This is a genomic window from Gordonia phosphorivorans (genome assembly GCF_042432625.1).
Taxonomy (GTDB): Bacteria; Actinomycetota; Actinomycetes; order Mycobacteriales; family Mycobacteriaceae; genus Gordonia; species Gordonia phosphorivorans.
Genome location: NZ_JBHLWV010000019.1, coordinates 1 through 15,545, shown reverse-complemented (window position 1 = coordinate 15,545; position 15,545 = coordinate 1). Strand labels below are relative to the sequence as shown.

Genomic DNA, 15,545 nt, shown 5'->3' with positions numbered 1-15,545 from the left:
TCGTCGTACTACCCGCCGGACAAACCGGCATAACGGCGTCGAGTCTAGCGGCCGGACTCGACGCCGCCGATCACCGCATCGGCCGGTCAGGCCTCGGTGATCTCCGTTTCGAGGACGAACTCGGCGTTCATCGAATTGGCCACCAGGCACGACGTCTCGGTCTTGGCCAGGAGTTCCTCGAGCTTGGCGCGGTCGGCGCCGGTCGGGACCACCAGGTAAGCCTTTTGGACGACCTTGGTGAAGCGGGTGACACGCTCGACGCGATCCAGTTCGCCGGTGACGTCGACGCGCATGTCGATCCACTCGACACCGTTGTGCGCGGCGATGGCCCGCCACGTGAGGATGAAGCAGTTCGCGACCGCGCCCATCATCAGGGTCTCCGGCGACCACATCCCCTCCGGTCCGCCGAACTCGGGCGGCGTCTCGGTGGTGAGGGCGTCGAGACCGGGCGAGGAGACGGTGATCGCCTCGCCCGGCTCGCTGAGGGCGCAGGCGTCGTAGTGATGCGGTAGTTTCTGCATGCCTCTCACTATACCCCTAGGGGTATTAATCCCGGGTGGGATCGACGACGCCGTCCGCGGTCAGAGCGCCGACGCCACCGGCCAGGCGGTGTGAATGGCGCCCTGGATGTAGTCGACGGCACCGGCGTCGCCCACCACGTGCACCTCGGGGACCAGCGGTCGCAGCTGGTCGGCGAGGGGCGCGGCGGCTGAGACGCCGGAGGCCATGATGACCATCGCGGCGGGCGCGCTCATCGTCTTGGTCTCGGTCACCGTGCCGCGGCGGTCCACCACGTCCATCTCGAAGTCGACGGTGTCGCGGGTGATCCGCGTGACCCGGGTGTTCCGGTGGATGGTGACGCCGGCTTCCTTGGCGTGGCGCACCGCGGTCCACCGGCGGGGCAGCGCCATCGGCAGGCCGAGCTGCTGACCGTCGTGCAAGAGCGTCACGTGGCGGCCGCGTTCGCCGAGGAACTCGGCCAACTCCAGTCCCACCAGCGAGCCGCCGATCACCACCACGTTGCGGCCCACCGGCAGGATGGTGCGGGTGAGCTTGGCGATGCGCGCCGGGGTCTTGGTGAGCCCGGTCAGCTTGCCGAGCCGACCGGCGGCGCGCAGGTACCAGGCCTGACCGGAGGTGTCGCCGACGCCGGTCATCAGGGCGCGCATGGTGTCGCCGGTGTGCACGTGCGACAGGTCGCCGCCGGGCACCGTCGGCCGGTCGCGGACGGCGCCGGTGGCGATCACCACGGCGTCGGGCTTGAGCGCCGTGATCGACGACGCCGTCGCCTCGGTGTTCAGTCGGATGTCGACGCCCAGGCGCGCCGTCTCACCGGAAAGCCATTCCAGCAGTGGGTAATTCGCGGGGGTGGTGAGCGACGAGAACCACAGCGTGCCGCCGAGACGGTCCACCTTGTCGAGCACGGTGACGCGGTGGCCGCGCTGCGCCGCGACGCGCGCGGTCTCCAGCCCGGCGGGGCCGGCGCCGACCACCACGACGTGCTTGGACACGGCGGCTCGGACGCGGGTGAGCGGAGTCTTGTCCTCGTCGCCCAGGGCCGGGTTCACCGCGCAGATCGGGGTGTCGTCCCAGAAGTTCTCCTGCACGCAGACGTAGCAGTTGATGCACGGACGGACGCGCTCGGGCGTGCCGGCGGCGAGCTTGTTCACCAGGTCGGGGTCGGCCAGCAGCTGGCGGCCCATCGCGACGAAATCGGCCTTCCCCTCGGCGAGCGCGCGCTCGCCGACCTCGGGGAGCACCCGGCCGACGGTCATCACCGGAATGGTCACGGCGGCCTTCACCGCGGCGGCGGTGTCGACGAAGGCGCCGATCTTGTCCGGCAGCGGGCCGTCGGTGAAGTTGGAGAACGGATTGCGGCCCCAGCCGGTCACGTCGATCGCGTCGGCGCCGGCGGCCTCGAACAGTTTCGCGGCCATCGTCGCCTCGGGGGTGGTGAGGCAACCCTCCTCGCCGTATTCGCTGCCGGAGACGCGGACCAGGATCGCGAGGTCGTTCCCGACCACGTTCCGAACCGCGGTGATCACCTCGCAGGCGAAGCGGGCCCGATTCTCCATGGAGCCGCCGTACTGGTCGGTGCGGCGGTTGTCGGTGCGGGTGAGGAAGCCGCTGAGGAGATAGCCGTGGGCGCAGTGGATCTCCACGGCATCGGCGCCGGCATCGCGCACACGCCGGGCCGCGTCGGCGAACTGCGCGGTGATCTCGGCGATGTCGTCGAGCGTCACCGCGTGATAGCTGGGCGCCTTGCCGCCGGTCACCGCCGCCATCTTGGCGAGCTCGTCGGGGGTGTTGTCGGCGAGGGCGCTCAGGTCGTATTGGTCGCGGGGTTCGGAGACCACCTGCAGCGGACGGTCCTGAATGGTGTCGATGCGGGCGACCTTGCCGTGGTGCACCATCTGCACGCACAGCTTGGAGCCGGCCGCGTGCACACCGTCGGCCAACGCCTTCAACCCCGGGATGAAGTGGTCCGACGAGAGGCCGGGTTCCTTGGTGCTGGTGCTGCCCGCCGGATAGCCCACCGAGCAGCAGCCGGTGATGATCATGCCGGTGCCGCCGGCCGCGCGAGCGACGAAGTGGTCGACGTCGCCGGGTTCGATCACGCCGTCGGTGGACAGGTTCATGTCCATCGCCGACATGACGACGCGGTTGCTCAGCGTCATCGGGCCGATCTTGCCGGGGGCGAGCAGATGTGAATAAGAGTTAGTGGTGGGGGCCATGAGTCCACTGTATGTCCGGCGGCGGGACGTCGACCCGGGTTCTGCGGCGGATCGGCGTGGGCCATGCTGGAGGTATGACGCACACCGTTTCGGCCGACCTCGTCGCCACGCCGGCTCAGGATTCCTGCAGCGCGCCGACGTGGTTCATCGACTCCGACGATCCGCGGATCGTCGACTTCGCGACCGCCACGATCGCCGCCGCGGGCGCGCAGACCGACCGGGAGAAGGCGGTGGCGCTGTTCGAGGCCGTGCGCGACGGCTGGCGCTACGACCCGTACAGCGTGAACGACGACCCGGCGGCCTTCCGCGCCTCCGCGGTACTGGCCGGCGGCGCCAACTGGTGCGTTCCGAAGTCGGTTCTGCTGACCGCGGCCTGTCGTGCAGTGGGGATCCCCGCCGGACTCGGTTTCGCCGACGTGCGCAACCACCTGCAGAGCGAGAAGCTGCGCGCCCTGATGGGCACCGACCTGTTCGTCTACCACGGCTACAGCACCATCTGGATCGACGGCGAATGGCGCAAGGCGAGCCCCGCGTTCAACCGCGAGATGTGCGAGCGGTTCGGCACCAAGAGGCTCGAGTTCGACGGCCGGTCGGACGCGCTGATGCACTCGTACGACGTCGCCGGTCACCGGCACATGGAGTACCTGCGCGACCACGGCCAGTACACCGACCTGCCGTTCGACCAGATGTTGACGGCGATCCTCGCGGCCTACGGTCCGGCGATGACCGGCGGCGTCGACGCGATGTCCGACGTGGTGGACGAGGCTTTCCACGACTAGAAGTACTGCGAACCGCCGTCGACGCTGAGGTGTTCGGAGGTCATGAACTTGGAGTCGTCGGAGGCCAGGAAGGCCGCGACCGCGGCGATCTCCTCCGGTTCGGCGTAGGTCTGCTCGGTGAAGGTGGTGGCCATCAGGTTGAGCTTCGGATTGCTGGCGCCGGTGCGTTCGAGTTCGGCCACCATGTCACCGCCACCCATCGGGGTGGCGACGCCGCCGGGGTGAATGCTGTTGACGCGCACGTTGTACTGCCCGAGCTCGGCGGCGAAGGCGCGGGTCATGCCGGTGACCGCGTGCTTGCTGGTGGTGTACGGAACCATGAACGGCTGGACCTTCTTACCGGCGTACGAGCTGATCAGGATGATCGAGCCGCCGCCCGAGTCGATCACGTGCTGCGCTGAAGCCATCACCGTGTTCCAGACGCCGCGGACGTTCACGCCGATCACGTCGTCGAACAATTGCGGCGAGGTCTGGTCCCAGATCACCGGAATGCAGATGCCGGCATTGGCGATGACCGCCGTGAGTTTGCCGAGCTGGGCGACGCCGTCGTCGACGATGGCGCGCAGGGCGTCGAGGTCGCGGACGTCGGCCTGCGCGGTGATGATGGTGCGGCCGGTCTCTTCGACGAGGCGGCGGGTTTCGGCGAGGTCGTCGGGGGTGGCCGATTCGTAGGGGACCGCGTCGGGGAGCGGTGCGGCCAGGTCGACGGCGATGATGTCGGCGCCTTCGGAAGCCATGCGCAGGCAGTGCGCGCGTCCCTGTCCGCGTGCCGCACCGGTGACCAGTGCTACCTGTCCGTCGAGTCGTCCACCCATGATCTGCTCCTCAATCTCGTTGCGTACGTATCGCTTTGCAGTCAATCGCTGTTCGACGACGCTGTCCGGCGAATCGGACATGCGGGGACATTGGTCCTGATCGATGTCGGATGCGCCTGCGACTATGCACGTAGAGCGGTCCGCAAGGGGGCCTGCGTAGGAGGGGAGCGACGATGGTTGATTTCAAGAAGTGGCAGTTCTGGCGGATGCTCGACACCGACGGCAGCCTCGCGTGGGTCGCGGTGTCCCGGCCGGACGCGCACGCCCGGATCGACCGCGTGAAGTTCTGGACCCTGCTGCCCGGGCAGGAACGACTGATCGCCAACTGGTTCATCTCCGCCGACCACCAGCTGCCCGAGGGCGAGCGGCAGTGGGAGCACGACTCGATCGACGCCTGGGACTTCTGCGACGCCGCCGCCGCGGTGCCCGAGCCGTCGAAGGACGACGTCGCGTGGATCACCCGCCCCGAGCAGGTGCTGACCTTCGACCAGATCGACAGCATTCCGCTCGTCAAGGTCACCGGCAAGCGGGACCTGGAGAAGATCCTGCGCGCCCGCGCGAGCCGGTGACGTCGGGCAGCCGGCACGTCAGGTCGGGGCGAGGCCTGCCGCGGTGAGGCGGTCGAGAACGTAGGGCCACGGGATGCGTTCCTGCTCCAAACGGAGGGACGCGGCGCGGACGTCCGCCAGCGCCTGCTGTTCGGTAGCGGTCAGGATCGTCGGTGCTTCGGTCGCCGGCGCGGGCTCAGGAATCGCCAGGTGTGTCCACCGGTGGAACGTCGCCGGGTCCATCAGCAGGCTGCGCACGTGCGGGAGCCGGCGGCGCAGCCGATCCAAGATGACGAAGCCGTGCGTGTCGAGGTCACCCCAGTAGACGACGTCGGCGTCGGCGAGCCAGCCGAAGTGCGCCATGGACGTGACCGCGTTGCCGCCGCCGTGCAGCGCGATGGTGTCGGCGATGGGTGGCAGCGCGTGCACGCCCTCGCGGTTCTCCAAGATCACGACCCGCGACGGGGCCACCGGCAAGGCGGCGAGACTGTCGATGGTGGCGGCGAACACACGGGGCATGCCGGGCAGGATCGCGTCGTCGAGCAGCGCGATCTCGTAGAACGACGGAAGCGTGCGAATACCGAGGCCGGTGGATCCGGTGGCACCGAGGACCAGGCTGTCGACGAGGCCACGATGCGCGGCGAGCCATTTGGTGTCGACGCCTTCGATCGGCAACTGGCGGATCAACAGCCCCGACTCAGGGTGGGCGAGAAGCCAGGACGCCGTCGCGAGAAGTCTCGTGAAGTCGGTGTCGGACAACGACTCCCAACGCTTGACGTTCTTCGCGACGACGGCGGGGAAGTCCTCGGGTGCCGCCAGCGCGGCCAGCGCATCGCGCCGGGTCCGCAGCCGCTGCCAGCGCGCGCCCGCGCCCGCGGAGCGGCAGATCTCCTCGACGCCGGTCAGCCGCAGTCGCACGGGAACGTCCTGGGTGCCGAAGCTCGGCCAGCGTCGGGGCTCCCAGTCGACGACGCCGGGCCCGGTGTAGTTCTGCCACAACCGGACCCACGCGCGGGCGGCATCCGGGTCGACGGCGACGAGTCGTTCTGTCGGCGGGTGCAAGCCGATGCTGACCGAATCCGTCTGTGCCGCAATCGGATCGGTCAGCCACTGGCGGAGTCGGGACCGCACGGCAGTGCCGGCGCGGTCCGCGGTCTGGGCCGGGCTGAGCTGGCGACCCTCGGTGTTAGCCATCGGTCGACCATTCGACGAGGTCGATCTGGGAGTGCTTGCTGTCGCGAATGCTGATGGTGGCGGCGCCGCCGATGTAGTCCTCCAACGTCTGCAGCAGCTTCAGCGGAGTGGCCAGCACCAGGTGGAAGCCGAACTGGTCGAAGACGTCGAGAGCGCGCCGGGTGTAGGTGGCGTCGGCGCGGTCGAAGGCCTCATCCAGGATCACCGTTCCGTAGCGCGGGACGCCGCTGCCGTCAGGGCTCAGCTGGTAGCGCAGGGCGGCGGCCAGACAGAAGAACACGAGCTTCTGGGCCTGGCCGCCGGACAGCCCGGCCGAGGAATCGTGATAGTTGCGGATCTCGCCGTCGTCGTCGAACTCCTCACCGATGAAGCCGACGTGCAGGCGGGTGTCGAGGACCTGGAGCCGCCAGCGTCGGTCAGCGGGTTCCGAGGAACCGAGGCGGTCGAGCAGTTCGGACATCCGGAGGAAACGGGCCTCGGCGTCGGCCTTCGACTCCTGTGCCCAGGAGCCCGTCGAGGTGGCGGTCAGGGCGTCGAGGAACTCGGCGGCCCGCTGCGATCGGCGTTCGCGGACCTGGATGCGCAGCCAGCGGTCGGTGTCGAACGGGGAGGCGCGCAGGGAGTCGTTGACCGGATCGATCCGGTCGCGAATCTCGCCCGGTGCCCGTCGGATGGTCAGCGCGAGCCGACCGAGATTCTGTGTGGACTGCTCCTTGAGCATCTCGAAGAAGCGGTTCTCGTAGTTGGGCAGACCTTCGGCGCGCAGCCGATTCAGCACGGCCAGCGCGTCGTCGGCGAAGTCCGGTTCGGCGCGCAGTTCGCCGGTTCTGGCGGACCATTCACTGAGGTACTTCGCCAGGACGCGGACGATGCCGTCGTTGGCGCGACTGAGCTCTCGGCTCGCGCGCTGCTGCTCCGCGGTGATCGCCTTGCTCACCGTGTGCAACGCGGAATCGACGTTGCCGCTGGTGATGCGGCGGGCGACGGCCCGGTACCGCTCGTCGAGCCGGAAGGCGATCGCGTCGGGCACCGGCTCGTGGTCGGTGGCCGCACCCTTGGCGAGCAGGTCGGTGCGGCGCGTGATCTCGGCGTGGTGTGCCCGCTCCGCAGAGACGGCCGCGACGAGGGCAGCCGCGGACTGTTCGGCGACGGCGGCGGCCTCCTCGTAGCGATGGGTCAGCGCGGAGTGCTCGGGGTTCTCCTGCTGCCACTGCGCGATCCGGGTGTCGAGCGTGTCGAGCTCGGCCTGCGCGCTAGCGAGGTCGATCTCCGGCCACTGGGCGTCGAGCACGGTCTGCGCGGCACGATTTTGGGCCGCGATCTGCTGGTCGGCGCGATCGAGCTGATCCAACCGCGCGGTGAGGGTGGCGGCCTCGGCGTCCAGCTCGTCGATCCGACTGCGCAGGTCGTTCAGCTTGTCCTCGTTGTCGAAGCCGAGTACCCAGCGTCGTCGGTCATCGATGGCACGCCGGTCGTCCTTCTCGTGCCGTTCGACGGAGTGCTTGACCTGCCCGGCGCGGGTCACGGCGCGGTCGTGGGCGCCGAAGTCCCGGGAGTCGTCGATGCACGCGTAGTCGTACCGGTCGGCGAGGTGCTGTTGGAGCCATTCGGCCATCGGTCCGGGGGCGACGTCGACCTTCCGCACCAGCGAGGCGGGACCGGTTCGGCGCGGTGCCCGGTTGGTGTGCCGCGGGAGTCGTCGATAGACGAGGCGTGCGCCCATCCGGTTCTGGTCCACGGCGGCGGCGACTGCGCGATAGTGCTCGTCGGGCACCAGCAGCGTGCGCCCGAGCGGGCCCAGCACTCGCTCGATGGGGCCGATCCATTCGGACTGGTCGCTCTGGACCTGCAGCAGCTCACCGGCGAACGGGAGCAGATCTTCGGTCAACGATGTTGCTGCGCACAGGATCTCGCGTGCACGCAACAGTTCCGGGTCGAGGTTGGAGCGTCGCCGGGCGAGTGCTTCGCGGTCGGCGACGAGCGTGCGCGACTTCTCCTGCGCCTGAGCGCGTCGCGCGGAGAGTTCGTACAGCTCGCGGTGCCGGTCTTCGTGGCCGCGCGCGGAGTCGGTGAGCTGGTCTTCGAGCTGGCCCTGCAGGCGGGTGAAGGCCTCGATGTCGGACGGGACGCTACCGCCCCACGCGGTCACGGCGCGCTCGAGCTGGGTGCGCCGAGCCGTCACTCGGCGGACCGCCTCCTGCTGCTGCTCGCGCTGATTGTTCAGCACCGTCAAGCGGCCGCTGCCGAGCTGCTCGACGGCGACCTTCGCGTCGAGCACCGCGTCGCGGGCCTGCGTGTCGTCGGCGCGGGCCGCGGCGGTGGCTTCTTCGATGAGCGGGGTCTGCGAGGCGAGCTCGGTGAGTTCACCCCGCAGGATCTCGGCGGTGCGTTGCGCGTGGGCCGCGTCGAGCCAGGTGGCTTCCTCCTCGGTGGCGGTCGCCACGGCCAGCGACTCCTCCCGAGTGCGGGCCAGATCGGTGAGCGGGGCCAAGGCCTCGACTTGACGGCGGGCATCAACTACGACGCGGTGCGCCTCGCGCAGGTCTTGGAATTGCTCGACGGCCCGGTCGGCGAGGCCGAAGGTCTCCGGCGGGTCGAGCATGTAGTCGCGGAACAGCTGGTCGAGGCTGGCCAGGCTCTTGGCCGACAGGGTGCGGTGCAGAAGTCGCTGCGCGGACTCGGTGGAGATGCCGAGCCGGGACCGGAACTTGCGGGCGAACGGGGCGTAGGACGGATTGACGTCGGCTTCCGGCCAGCGCTTGCGGATGGCGCGGCGGTCGATCCCGTCGCTCATGAAGGGGAGGATGTCGGTGAGGTCGAGTTCGTCGTCGATCACGATGTGCAGGTGTGAGACGTCGGCGTTGGTGTTCTTCGCGCGGCCCAGATGCATCAGTTTGAGCAGGGTGACCGGCGGCTGGTCGTCGGCGGTTCGATAGGTGAGGGCGACGGCGCTGCGGGTGGCACCGGTGCGGAGGTAGCTGCTGACCAGCACGTCCGATTCGGCGTCGGTGTCCCGACGCCAGGCGCCGCGGATGTAGCTGACGAGGGTGCGGCCGGAGCGGTCGGATTCCTGCGCAGCGGCGTTGAACTGGACGCGGTCTCCGGACATCAGGACGGCGGAGATCGCGTCGAGCAGGGTCGACTTGCCGGAGCCGGAATTGCCGGTGATCAGGTAGCCGTCCCGGGAGATCGGGATCTGGTGGTAGCCGTCGAAGGTTCCCCAGTTGTGGATCTGGACGCGGGCCAGGCGGCGCTGGTCGGGCGCGGCGGTCATGACTGCTCCTGCTCGTCGTCGGTCGCGGCGAGAATGCGGTCGAACTCGGCGCCGACGAGTGCGACCTGCTCGGCGTCGAACAGTTGGCGGAGTACGGGGGAGATCTCCATGCGGTCTTCCGAGGTGGTCTTGTTCAGCAGGGAGTATTTGGTGAGCTTGCTCCACGACGAGTCGATCCGCTTGCGGTAGCCGGCCGGGTCGGTGTTGGTGTGGCGGCGGTACACCTCGAGCTGGTCGGCGATCTCGTCGCGATCGATGATCACGCGTTCGCCGGGTTGGGCGCGCAGCAGCAACTGGCGGAGCGCGAGCAGCATCACGGTGTCCATGAAGGTGAGTCGTTCGGTGCGCAGCACGCTCGGGGCGTCGACGGTCTCGCCGGTGTCGGCCGGCCGGGTGAAGGCGATCTCGTTCTCCTCGTCGATCACCAAGTCGAGGAAGACGTCCGCGAGGCGGGACCGGAGGAGGCGTTGATCGCTGATCACGGTGCGCCAGATCTCGGCGTGCTTCGTCGACGTGATCAGCGGGCCTTTGAGGAGCTGGATCAGGGCGCGACGGCTCGGCAGGGCCAGTTCGCCGGTGTCACCGGGGTAGCGCGCCGTCGTTGCGAGATCATCGGCCGAGGCGTCGTGGTCGGCGTCGGACGCAGGATCGTAGGGGCTCATCGTTGCAGCTCCGGGGCAGTCGGGTCGTATTGATGGCGGGCGATGACCGCCGAGCGCGGGGTGCCGCGGACCGACGTCCAGGTGATGTGTTCGGTGCCGTCGACGCGATGTCCGTGCCGGGTGGCCAGGACCAGGAGCCCGACGACGCTGGCCAGGCCCTGCGTCGCGGGGTGGTCGGCGAGCACGTCACCGACGGTAGCCTGGGCCTTGGTGGCGAGAATGTCGGCGACGTCGGCGGTGAGTTCGTCGAAGTCGATCTCGGATTCGCGGACCAGCGCGCGGAGATCGGCGAGGTCGGCCACCCCCGACTCGTGCACCACCACCTCGTCGGTGACGCGGTCGTCGGCCGGATTGTGCATGCGCAGCGAGGTGATCGATTCGATCGCCATGCCCACCCGGACCAGGTCGAGGTCGAGGACGTCGAACGGTCGCCGAACCTCAGCGACGGCGGTGGCCTTCTGCTGCGCCGATCGGATCAGCTGCTGAATGCGGCGGTGCTCCTCGTAGGCGCGGGACTGCACGAAGTGGCGCAGTGAGCGGGACAGCGACGTCATGATCTCGTGGACCTCGCCGGCGGCGACCTCCATGTCGGTGAGCAGTCGGCGCAGCTTGCGACGCTGGTCGGCGTCGAGCTCGGCGGCGAACGGTCGGTCCAGGACGGCGGTGATCGCATCGTCGATCTCGGCGGAGCGGGCCGGATCGAGGATGGTGTCGTAGAACGCGGCGAAGCTGCGGCCGGAGTCAGACTCGGCGATCAGGTCGACACCGCGGAAGACGTCGCCGAGGGTGTCGCCGCGGTCGTTCTCGTCGTCGAGAATCCGCGCGCGCAGACTGCGGTTCAGTTCGTCGAAATCGGTGCGGACCCGCGCGAAGTCGGCGGGCACCTCGGAAGCGAGGGCGAGGATCTCGCGGGTGCGTTCGAGCGCGCGGGCCCCGCTGAGGACCGGGAAGTCGCCGGATTCGACGGCGGCGATCCGGCGGTCGAGCGCGTCGCGCTCGGCGCGGAGTCGGGCGAGCCGGGACTCGGTGTCCGGATCGGAGTCCCGGGCCAGGGCGCTCAGCTGCGTCGACAGCGTCGACAAGCGGGACTCGGTGACCGATGTAACCGGTGTGCGCAGGGAGCCGACGAAGTCGAGGGCGGCGAAGGCGCCGTCGGTCGGCTCCAGCGATTCTTCGCGGGCGGCGGCGGAGGAGCGTCGCAGGAGGAATCCGGAGCGGACCCACTCGGCGCAGTAGCCCTGGCCGGTATTGGGCAGGTCTGCTCCGCTGTCACGGAGTTCTTCGAGGTCGGTGTCGAGGAGGGCGAATAATTCGGGGGCGGGGAGTCGTCGGACGCCGTCGCTGAAGTGCCGGCCGAGGAGCGCGAGGATCACCGGTGCGTTCTTTGCGCGCAGCAGGGCCCACGCTGCATCGTCGGAACGTAAAGCCGAGATGCGGTACACGTCGCCCACCACGGACATGACTTCCCCTCCGCTCTACCGGTCGACACCGGTTCTGAAGCTATGGAATCACGAGGCTCCGACAGTGGTTCGGAGACCGGCAGCATGGGGGCCTGTGGTGAGCAGGCCTGGTCTTGCGGCTTCCGCAAGGCCCAGCCGCCGTGCGGCAACGTAGGGTCGACGCGGAAAGATCGACGCGCACGACGCGAGTAGCTGAGGGGGACACGTGGCGACGAGGAGGACGAGCCCAGATTCGGCGCCGCCTACCGAATCGGTGCGGGGAGTTCTCGCCACGGACGGCGAACGTGTGCAGTGTCACGAGTGCGGCGGCTGGTATCGCTCGTTGTCGAGCCACCTGCCCGTGCACGACCTCACGTCCGAGCAGTACCGACACGAGTGGGATCTGCCGGCCACCATCCCGCTGGCGGCGGACGCCCATCGGAATCTGGCGCGGGCCAACGCTTTGCAGCGGATCGACCAGGCCGGCGAGATGGAGCTGCCGCGGTTTGTTGCCGCCACCTATCCCGACCGCGGTCCGGTGGGCGCCGAGTACGAGGTGCTGGCGGAGGAACTGTGGTCGAGGAGGCTCGCCGACGCGGGCTGGTCGTCGTGGCAGGCCGCCGTCGACTGGGCCATCGAGCACGACAAGGGGTGGGCGGATATCGCCCGCAAGCTGGACATCACCCACCAGCAGGCGCGTGCGGTCGGGTTGGCCGACGGCGTGGTGCTGCCGCCGCTGTGGAAGCGTCGGGCGCGTGCGGCGGCCGAGCACGCCGAGCGGCACGGCAGTCTGCTGAACACCCGGGGAGCGTTGTCGAGCTGGCTCACCCAGCTGCGCTACGAGAAGGCGGCCGGCAAGTTGCCGCGGCGGGCCGTCGCCGAGTTGGATCGGTTGGATCCGGACTGGTCGCTGGACCGGTCCGCCCGCAGCGCCGCCGCCCGCGAACGGAACATCGCTCGTGGCAAACAGCTGTCGTCGTTCGAGGACATGGCCGCGCGGGCGCGCGTGGCGGGTTTCACCGATCCCACCGACCTGCTGGCGCACGGCATCGTCGAACATCTGACGTCGACGGAGCTGGCTGAGCTGGTGCATATCCGTCGCGACACCCTCCTCAAGCGGATCAGCGTGGCCAACCCGCAGGACCCGTTCGCTGCCACCGCGCACTTGCGCACCAGCGTCACCGGGACGCTGGCCGATGACGGGCACCGGGTGCAGTGCCACGAATGCGGACTGTGGTTCGGGTCGTTGACGAGACACCTGACCGGGCACGTCGACGACGACGGTGACCGCCTGACCGAGGACGGGTATCGCACGCGCCACGGGCTTTCGGCGGAGCTGTCGCTGCGTAGTCGGGGCAATGTGCGCCGCGCCAAGGAGGACCTGTGGGGACCGCGGCTGGCTCAGGCCGGATATGCCTCGTGGGAGGAGGCGATCATCGCTGCGGCGGTTGAGCACTTCGGGTTGGCGGAGCTCGGTGAACAGTTGGGTGTGCGCAGCGATGCGTTGCCGACGGTGATCGCGAAATCGATCTCCGGCGACCCGTGGGCGGCCAACAAGCCGTACCGATTGAGCAGGCCCGGAGTACTCGCGCGGGACGAGGACTACTCGCAGTGCCATGAGTGCGGCCTGTGGTTCAGGCGGATGACGAAGCACATTCCGTCGCACATGGCGGACGGCCGGAAGCTGACGGTGCAGGCCTATCGCGAGCGGCACGGTCTGTCCGACGACCTGTGGGCGGCGGCCACGGCGCGGCCGACCGACCGCGAGCCCAAGAATCTGTGGACCGAGCGGTTGGCGGCGCACGGATACGGATCGTGGGAGGACGCGCTGGCGGATCTGGCGGCGCGGCACCTGAATCTGCGTGACTTCGCCGATCACATCGGCGTGAAGGATTCGGCTGTGATGACCGAGCTGCTGCGCATGCGCCCGGACGACACCTGGGCACCGACCGCGCCGTTCCGGCTGAGCCGGTACGGGGAGCTGTTCGACGACGGTGATCGTTCCCAGTGTCACGAATGCGGGCTGTGGTTCGCCAGCCTCGGACGGCACGCTCCCGCCCACCGCGCCGACGACGGCAGCCAACTGTCGTGGGCGCAGTATCAGGAGCGGCACGGCACTACCCGGCCGGCGAACTGGCGCAGGACGTAGTTCGGTGCCTCGGGCCGACCCGAATGGGTGATGCGGGCATGGCTCGTCGACCGGGGGAGGCCGAGCGCTCTCACGGTGCGGGGCCTCCCCGGATTTCTCCGGTTGTCGATATGAACTTCTCAAAGAACGCGCACCCTCCCTCGTGGAGGGGGAGAGCAGGCAGGGCTGTCGCCCTACTTACAGAGTAGGGCCATAATTCATGGGAACACATGTACGATTCTGCAAAGTTTCGATGGCATCTTTGTAGGGTTTTGAGGGAACCGTTTCGGGCCGACGCCAGGGCCGGAACGCACCCCGGCACCCAGGGTTCAACGGTTAACACCGCTTGACGGTGTCTTCTTCCACCCAGGTGATTTGGCCGTCGTCTTCGGCGACGAGGAATTGGAACTTGCCGAACGGGGCGTTGGCCTCCTCGATGAGGAGTTCTCCCTCCACGACGCGGTCCTGATCCTCGCCGGGCGGGACGGCTCCGGCGACGTCGTTGTGCCGGCCGTCGAAGTTCCACAGTCTTGCGCGGACCCGCCCGTTGCTGCCAAGTCGTCGTGGGGTCACCGGATTGCCGTCGTCGTCGATTGCCCACTCATAGCCGCAGCTACTGCACGCTCGGTCGGCCATGACCTCGGGGAGACAGCACCCTCCGAACGACACCCACGCAGGGCTGTTCTCGTAGGTCGCCTGGGTGGGCATGCCCCAGAAGAAGTGGGTCACTTCGCCGCTTCCGCACTTCGGGCAGGTGCCGCGTGGCTCGTCGTAGGCGAAGGGGTCGGAGGATTGGTTGGCGGGGTCTGGCGGCAGCATCATGCGAGGAGTGTGTCACCTGCCTACGACAATTCCGGTAGCTGGCGTTGGTCAGAATACGCAAACTACTCGCAGGCTAGACCAACGCGGAATGCCTTTGCTGTTGCCGCTGTAGTTATGAACGGCGAAGAGATCGGCGATCGTGATCTTGGCGCCGCCCATCGGCGTCGATGCTCGGAACGATTCTCAGACCTCAACTCCTCCGAGCATGAGGCAAGGGGTGGAACTTTGGCGGTCCATCGACCGGAAGTGAGTCGGGCTGACTGCCGGTTACAACTGCGAGCCATGACTCTTTCCGATCAGGATTGAAGTCGCCCGCAAATCCGAGTTCCTTGCGGACTGCTGATCGAAGTTCATCGATTGAGCCAGCGGTCCGCTCATCCGGCCCAAAACCAACGCAAGTCCTGAACGCGAACGCCACCTGCCGGCTCTTACAGGTCACGAGGAGCCTCGAATGTACACGGCGAACGTCTGCGGTGCAGGGAGGGGTCTGCCATTGCGGCTGGACCGTCTTTCCATCTGCGATGAAATCGATGTTGGCGAAAATTCCATCGACAACGTCCAACGCTTGAAGGCATGCATCACGGGTCTCTTTCCGCCGATCAATTTACTGGGCCTTGGTGATGTCTATCTTAAGTGAAATAAGCGCTGCGACACCGGTAGACCCGGCAAGTGAAGCTATGAGTGATACCAGAATCGTTTGCCAGGGTGTCACTATTCTCTTTCTGGGTCGGTTGGGGGGTGTGCGATTGGGGAAATGGCTGGCGACCGATTTCGGTAATACCGGTCCCGGCGCGAGCCCGATTCGGCGGGCGGAGACGGTGCCAGCAATGTGCGAGGAGTGGCTACCTGTGTACGACAATTCCTGGCCGCTCCCGGTCGCTCCCGGGGGCGAATCGGAGGACCTATCCGCAGGTCAGGTCCATGCGGAGTGCCTCGGCAATGGTCGGGGGCAGTGTCATCCGCTTCTCGACTCGGTCGGTCGTGAGCTCGTCGTCGACCACCTTTGCGCCCATCACGATGTCGAACCAGGAGGCTCGGTCCTTGACGGGCTCTTCGTATTTCAGAGTGCGTTGACTCGTTCGGTGAGCTGACCCGAGTGCAGTAGGGACCGCAAGATGTAGTGGTCGAGGTTGCGGAAGCCTTGCGCGA

General features: G+C 68.1%; 12 protein-coding genes. 4 read left to right on the top strand and 8 right to left on the bottom strand.

Annotated elements, in window-relative coordinates; genetic code table 11:
* Positions 1-86: 86 nt before the first annotated feature.
* Together ACFFJD_RS08510 and ACFFJD_RS08505 are read right to left on the bottom strand one after the other, a co-directional pair.
* Positions 87-521, bottom strand: coding sequence for an OsmC family protein (locus ACFFJD_RS08510; RefSeq protein WP_246994706.1), 435 nt, complete (start codon positions 519-521; stop codon positions 87-89).
* A 60-nt stretch (positions 522-581) separates the two neighbouring features.
* Positions 582-2,735 carry an FAD-dependent oxidoreductase gene (locus ACFFJD_RS08505; RefSeq protein WP_382363094.1) on the bottom strand — a complete coding sequence of 718 codons (2,154 nt, stop codon included), beginning with the start codon at positions 2,733-2,735 and terminating at the stop codon, positions 582-584.
* Between the two features lie 74 nt (positions 2,736-2,809).
* Between ACFFJD_RS08505 and ACFFJD_RS08500 the strand changes: the two genes are divergently transcribed.
* Entirely contained in the window at positions 2,810-3,514 is a 705-nt protein-coding gene (locus ACFFJD_RS08500) for a transglutaminase-like domain-containing protein (RefSeq protein ID WP_382363092.1), read from the top strand.
* On the opposite strand, the gene ACFFJD_RS08495 is transcribed toward ACFFJD_RS08500, so the two are convergent.
* Positions 3,511-4,329 (bottom strand): mycofactocin-coupled SDR family oxidoreductase, encoded by an 819-nt coding sequence (locus ACFFJD_RS08495; protein WP_382363370.1) that lies wholly within the window; start codon positions 4,327-4,329, stop codon positions 3,511-3,513. The genes ACFFJD_RS08500 and ACFFJD_RS08495 overlap by 4 nt on opposite strands.
* Before the next feature lie 173 nt (positions 4,330-4,502).
* Between ACFFJD_RS08495 and ACFFJD_RS08490 the strand changes: the two genes are divergently transcribed.
* Positions 4,503-4,898: a hypothetical protein gene (locus tag ACFFJD_RS08490; RefSeq protein ID WP_382363090.1), complete on the top strand. Its 396-nt coding sequence runs from the start codon at positions 4,503-4,505 to the stop codon at positions 4,896-4,898.
* An 18-nt stretch (positions 4,899-4,916) separates the two neighbouring features.
* On the opposite strand, the gene ACFFJD_RS08485 is transcribed toward ACFFJD_RS08490, so the two are convergent.
* Genes ACFFJD_RS08485 through ACFFJD_RS08470 form a run of 4 tightly spaced genes read right to left on the bottom strand, consistent with a single transcriptional unit; the run spans position 4,917 to position 11,467 of the window.
* Positions 4,917-6,071, bottom strand: a complete 1,155-nt coding sequence (locus ACFFJD_RS08485; protein ID WP_382363088.1) for a Wadjet anti-phage system protein JetD domain-containing protein — start codon at positions 6,069-6,071, stop codon at positions 4,917-4,919.
* Positions 6,064-9,345, bottom strand: coding sequence for an ATP-binding protein (locus ACFFJD_RS08480; RefSeq protein WP_382363086.1), 3,282 nt, complete (start codon positions 9,343-9,345; stop codon positions 6,064-6,066). Before ACFFJD_RS08480 ends, ACFFJD_RS08485 begins: the two co-directional genes overlap by 8 nt.
* A complete protein-coding gene (locus ACFFJD_RS08475; RefSeq protein ID WP_382363084.1) occupies positions 9,342-10,007 on the bottom strand; it encodes a DUF4194 domain-containing protein in 666 nt (221 codons plus the stop codon). Before ACFFJD_RS08475 ends, ACFFJD_RS08480 begins: the two co-directional genes overlap by 4 nt.
* The gene (locus ACFFJD_RS08470; RefSeq protein WP_382363082.1) at positions 10,004-11,467 is read right to left on the bottom strand and encodes a DUF3375 domain-containing protein; all 1,464 of its coding nucleotides are present in this window, start codon (positions 11,465-11,467) and stop codon (positions 10,004-10,006) included. Before ACFFJD_RS08470 ends, ACFFJD_RS08475 begins: the two co-directional genes overlap by 4 nt.
* A gap of 205 nt (positions 11,468-11,672) precedes the next feature.
* On the opposite strand from ACFFJD_RS08470, the gene ACFFJD_RS08465 reads away from it, so the two are divergent.
* Positions 11,673-13,595, top strand: a complete 1,923-nt coding sequence (locus ACFFJD_RS08465; RefSeq protein ID WP_382363080.1) for a MucR family transcriptional regulator — start codon at positions 11,673-11,675, stop codon at positions 13,593-13,595.
* A 315-nt stretch (positions 13,596-13,910) separates the two neighbouring features.
* Here the strand turns inward: ACFFJD_RS08465 and ACFFJD_RS08460 are convergent, their stop codons facing one another.
* Positions 13,911-14,396: a hypothetical protein gene (locus ACFFJD_RS08460; RefSeq protein ID WP_382363078.1), complete on the bottom strand. Its 486-nt coding sequence runs from the start codon at positions 14,394-14,396 to the stop codon at positions 13,911-13,913.
* 451 nt (positions 14,397-14,847) lie between these two features.
* On the opposite strand from ACFFJD_RS08460, the gene ACFFJD_RS08455 reads away from it, so the two are divergent.
* Positions 14,848-15,033 (top strand): hypothetical protein, encoded by a 186-nt coding sequence (locus ACFFJD_RS08455; protein WP_382363076.1) that lies wholly within the window; start codon positions 14,848-14,850, stop codon positions 15,031-15,033.
* Positions 15,034-15,545 lie beyond the last annotated feature (512 nt).

What these genes read in the sequence shown, in the direction of transcription:
- ACFFJD_RS08470 (WP_382363082.1), bottom strand. Translation starts at nt 11,467, where the DNA reads ATGTCCGTGGTGGGCGACGTGTACCGCATCTCGGCTTTACGTTCCGAC.
- ACFFJD_RS08475 (WP_382363084.1), bottom strand. Translation starts at nt 10,007, where the DNA reads ATGAGCCCCTACGATCCTGCGTCCGACGCCGACCACGACGCCTCGGCC.
- ACFFJD_RS08480 (WP_382363086.1), bottom strand. Translation starts at nt 9,345, where the DNA reads ATGACCGCCGCGCCCGACCAGCGCCGCCTGGCCCGCGTCCAGATCCAC.
- ACFFJD_RS08505 (WP_382363094.1), bottom strand. Translation starts at nt 2,735, where the DNA reads ATGGCCCCCACCACTAACTCTTATTCACATCTGCTCGCCCCCGGCAAG.
- ACFFJD_RS08510 (WP_246994706.1), bottom strand. Translation starts at nt 521, where the DNA reads ATGCAGAAACTACCGCATCACTACGACGCCTGCGCCCTCAGCGAGCCG.
- ACFFJD_RS08500 (WP_382363092.1), top strand. Translation starts at nt 2,810, where the DNA reads ATGACGCACACCGTTTCGGCCGACCTCGTCGCCACGCCGGCTCAGGAT.
- ACFFJD_RS08495 (WP_382363370.1), bottom strand. Translation starts at nt 4,329, where the DNA reads ATGGGTGGACGACTCGACGGACAGGTAGCACTGGTCACCGGTGCGGCA.
- ACFFJD_RS08455 (WP_382363076.1), top strand. Translation starts at nt 14,848, where the DNA reads ATGTACACGGCGAACGTCTGCGGTGCAGGGAGGGGTCTGCCATTGCGG.
- ACFFJD_RS08485 (WP_382363088.1), bottom strand. Translation starts at nt 6,071, where the DNA reads ATGGCTAACACCGAGGGTCGCCAGCTCAGCCCGGCCCAGACCGCGGAC.
- ACFFJD_RS08490 (WP_382363090.1), top strand. Translation starts at nt 4,503, where the DNA reads ATGGTTGATTTCAAGAAGTGGCAGTTCTGGCGGATGCTCGACACCGAC.
- ACFFJD_RS08460 (WP_382363078.1), bottom strand. Translation starts at nt 14,396, where the DNA reads ATGATGCTGCCGCCAGACCCCGCCAACCAATCCTCCGACCCCTTCGCC.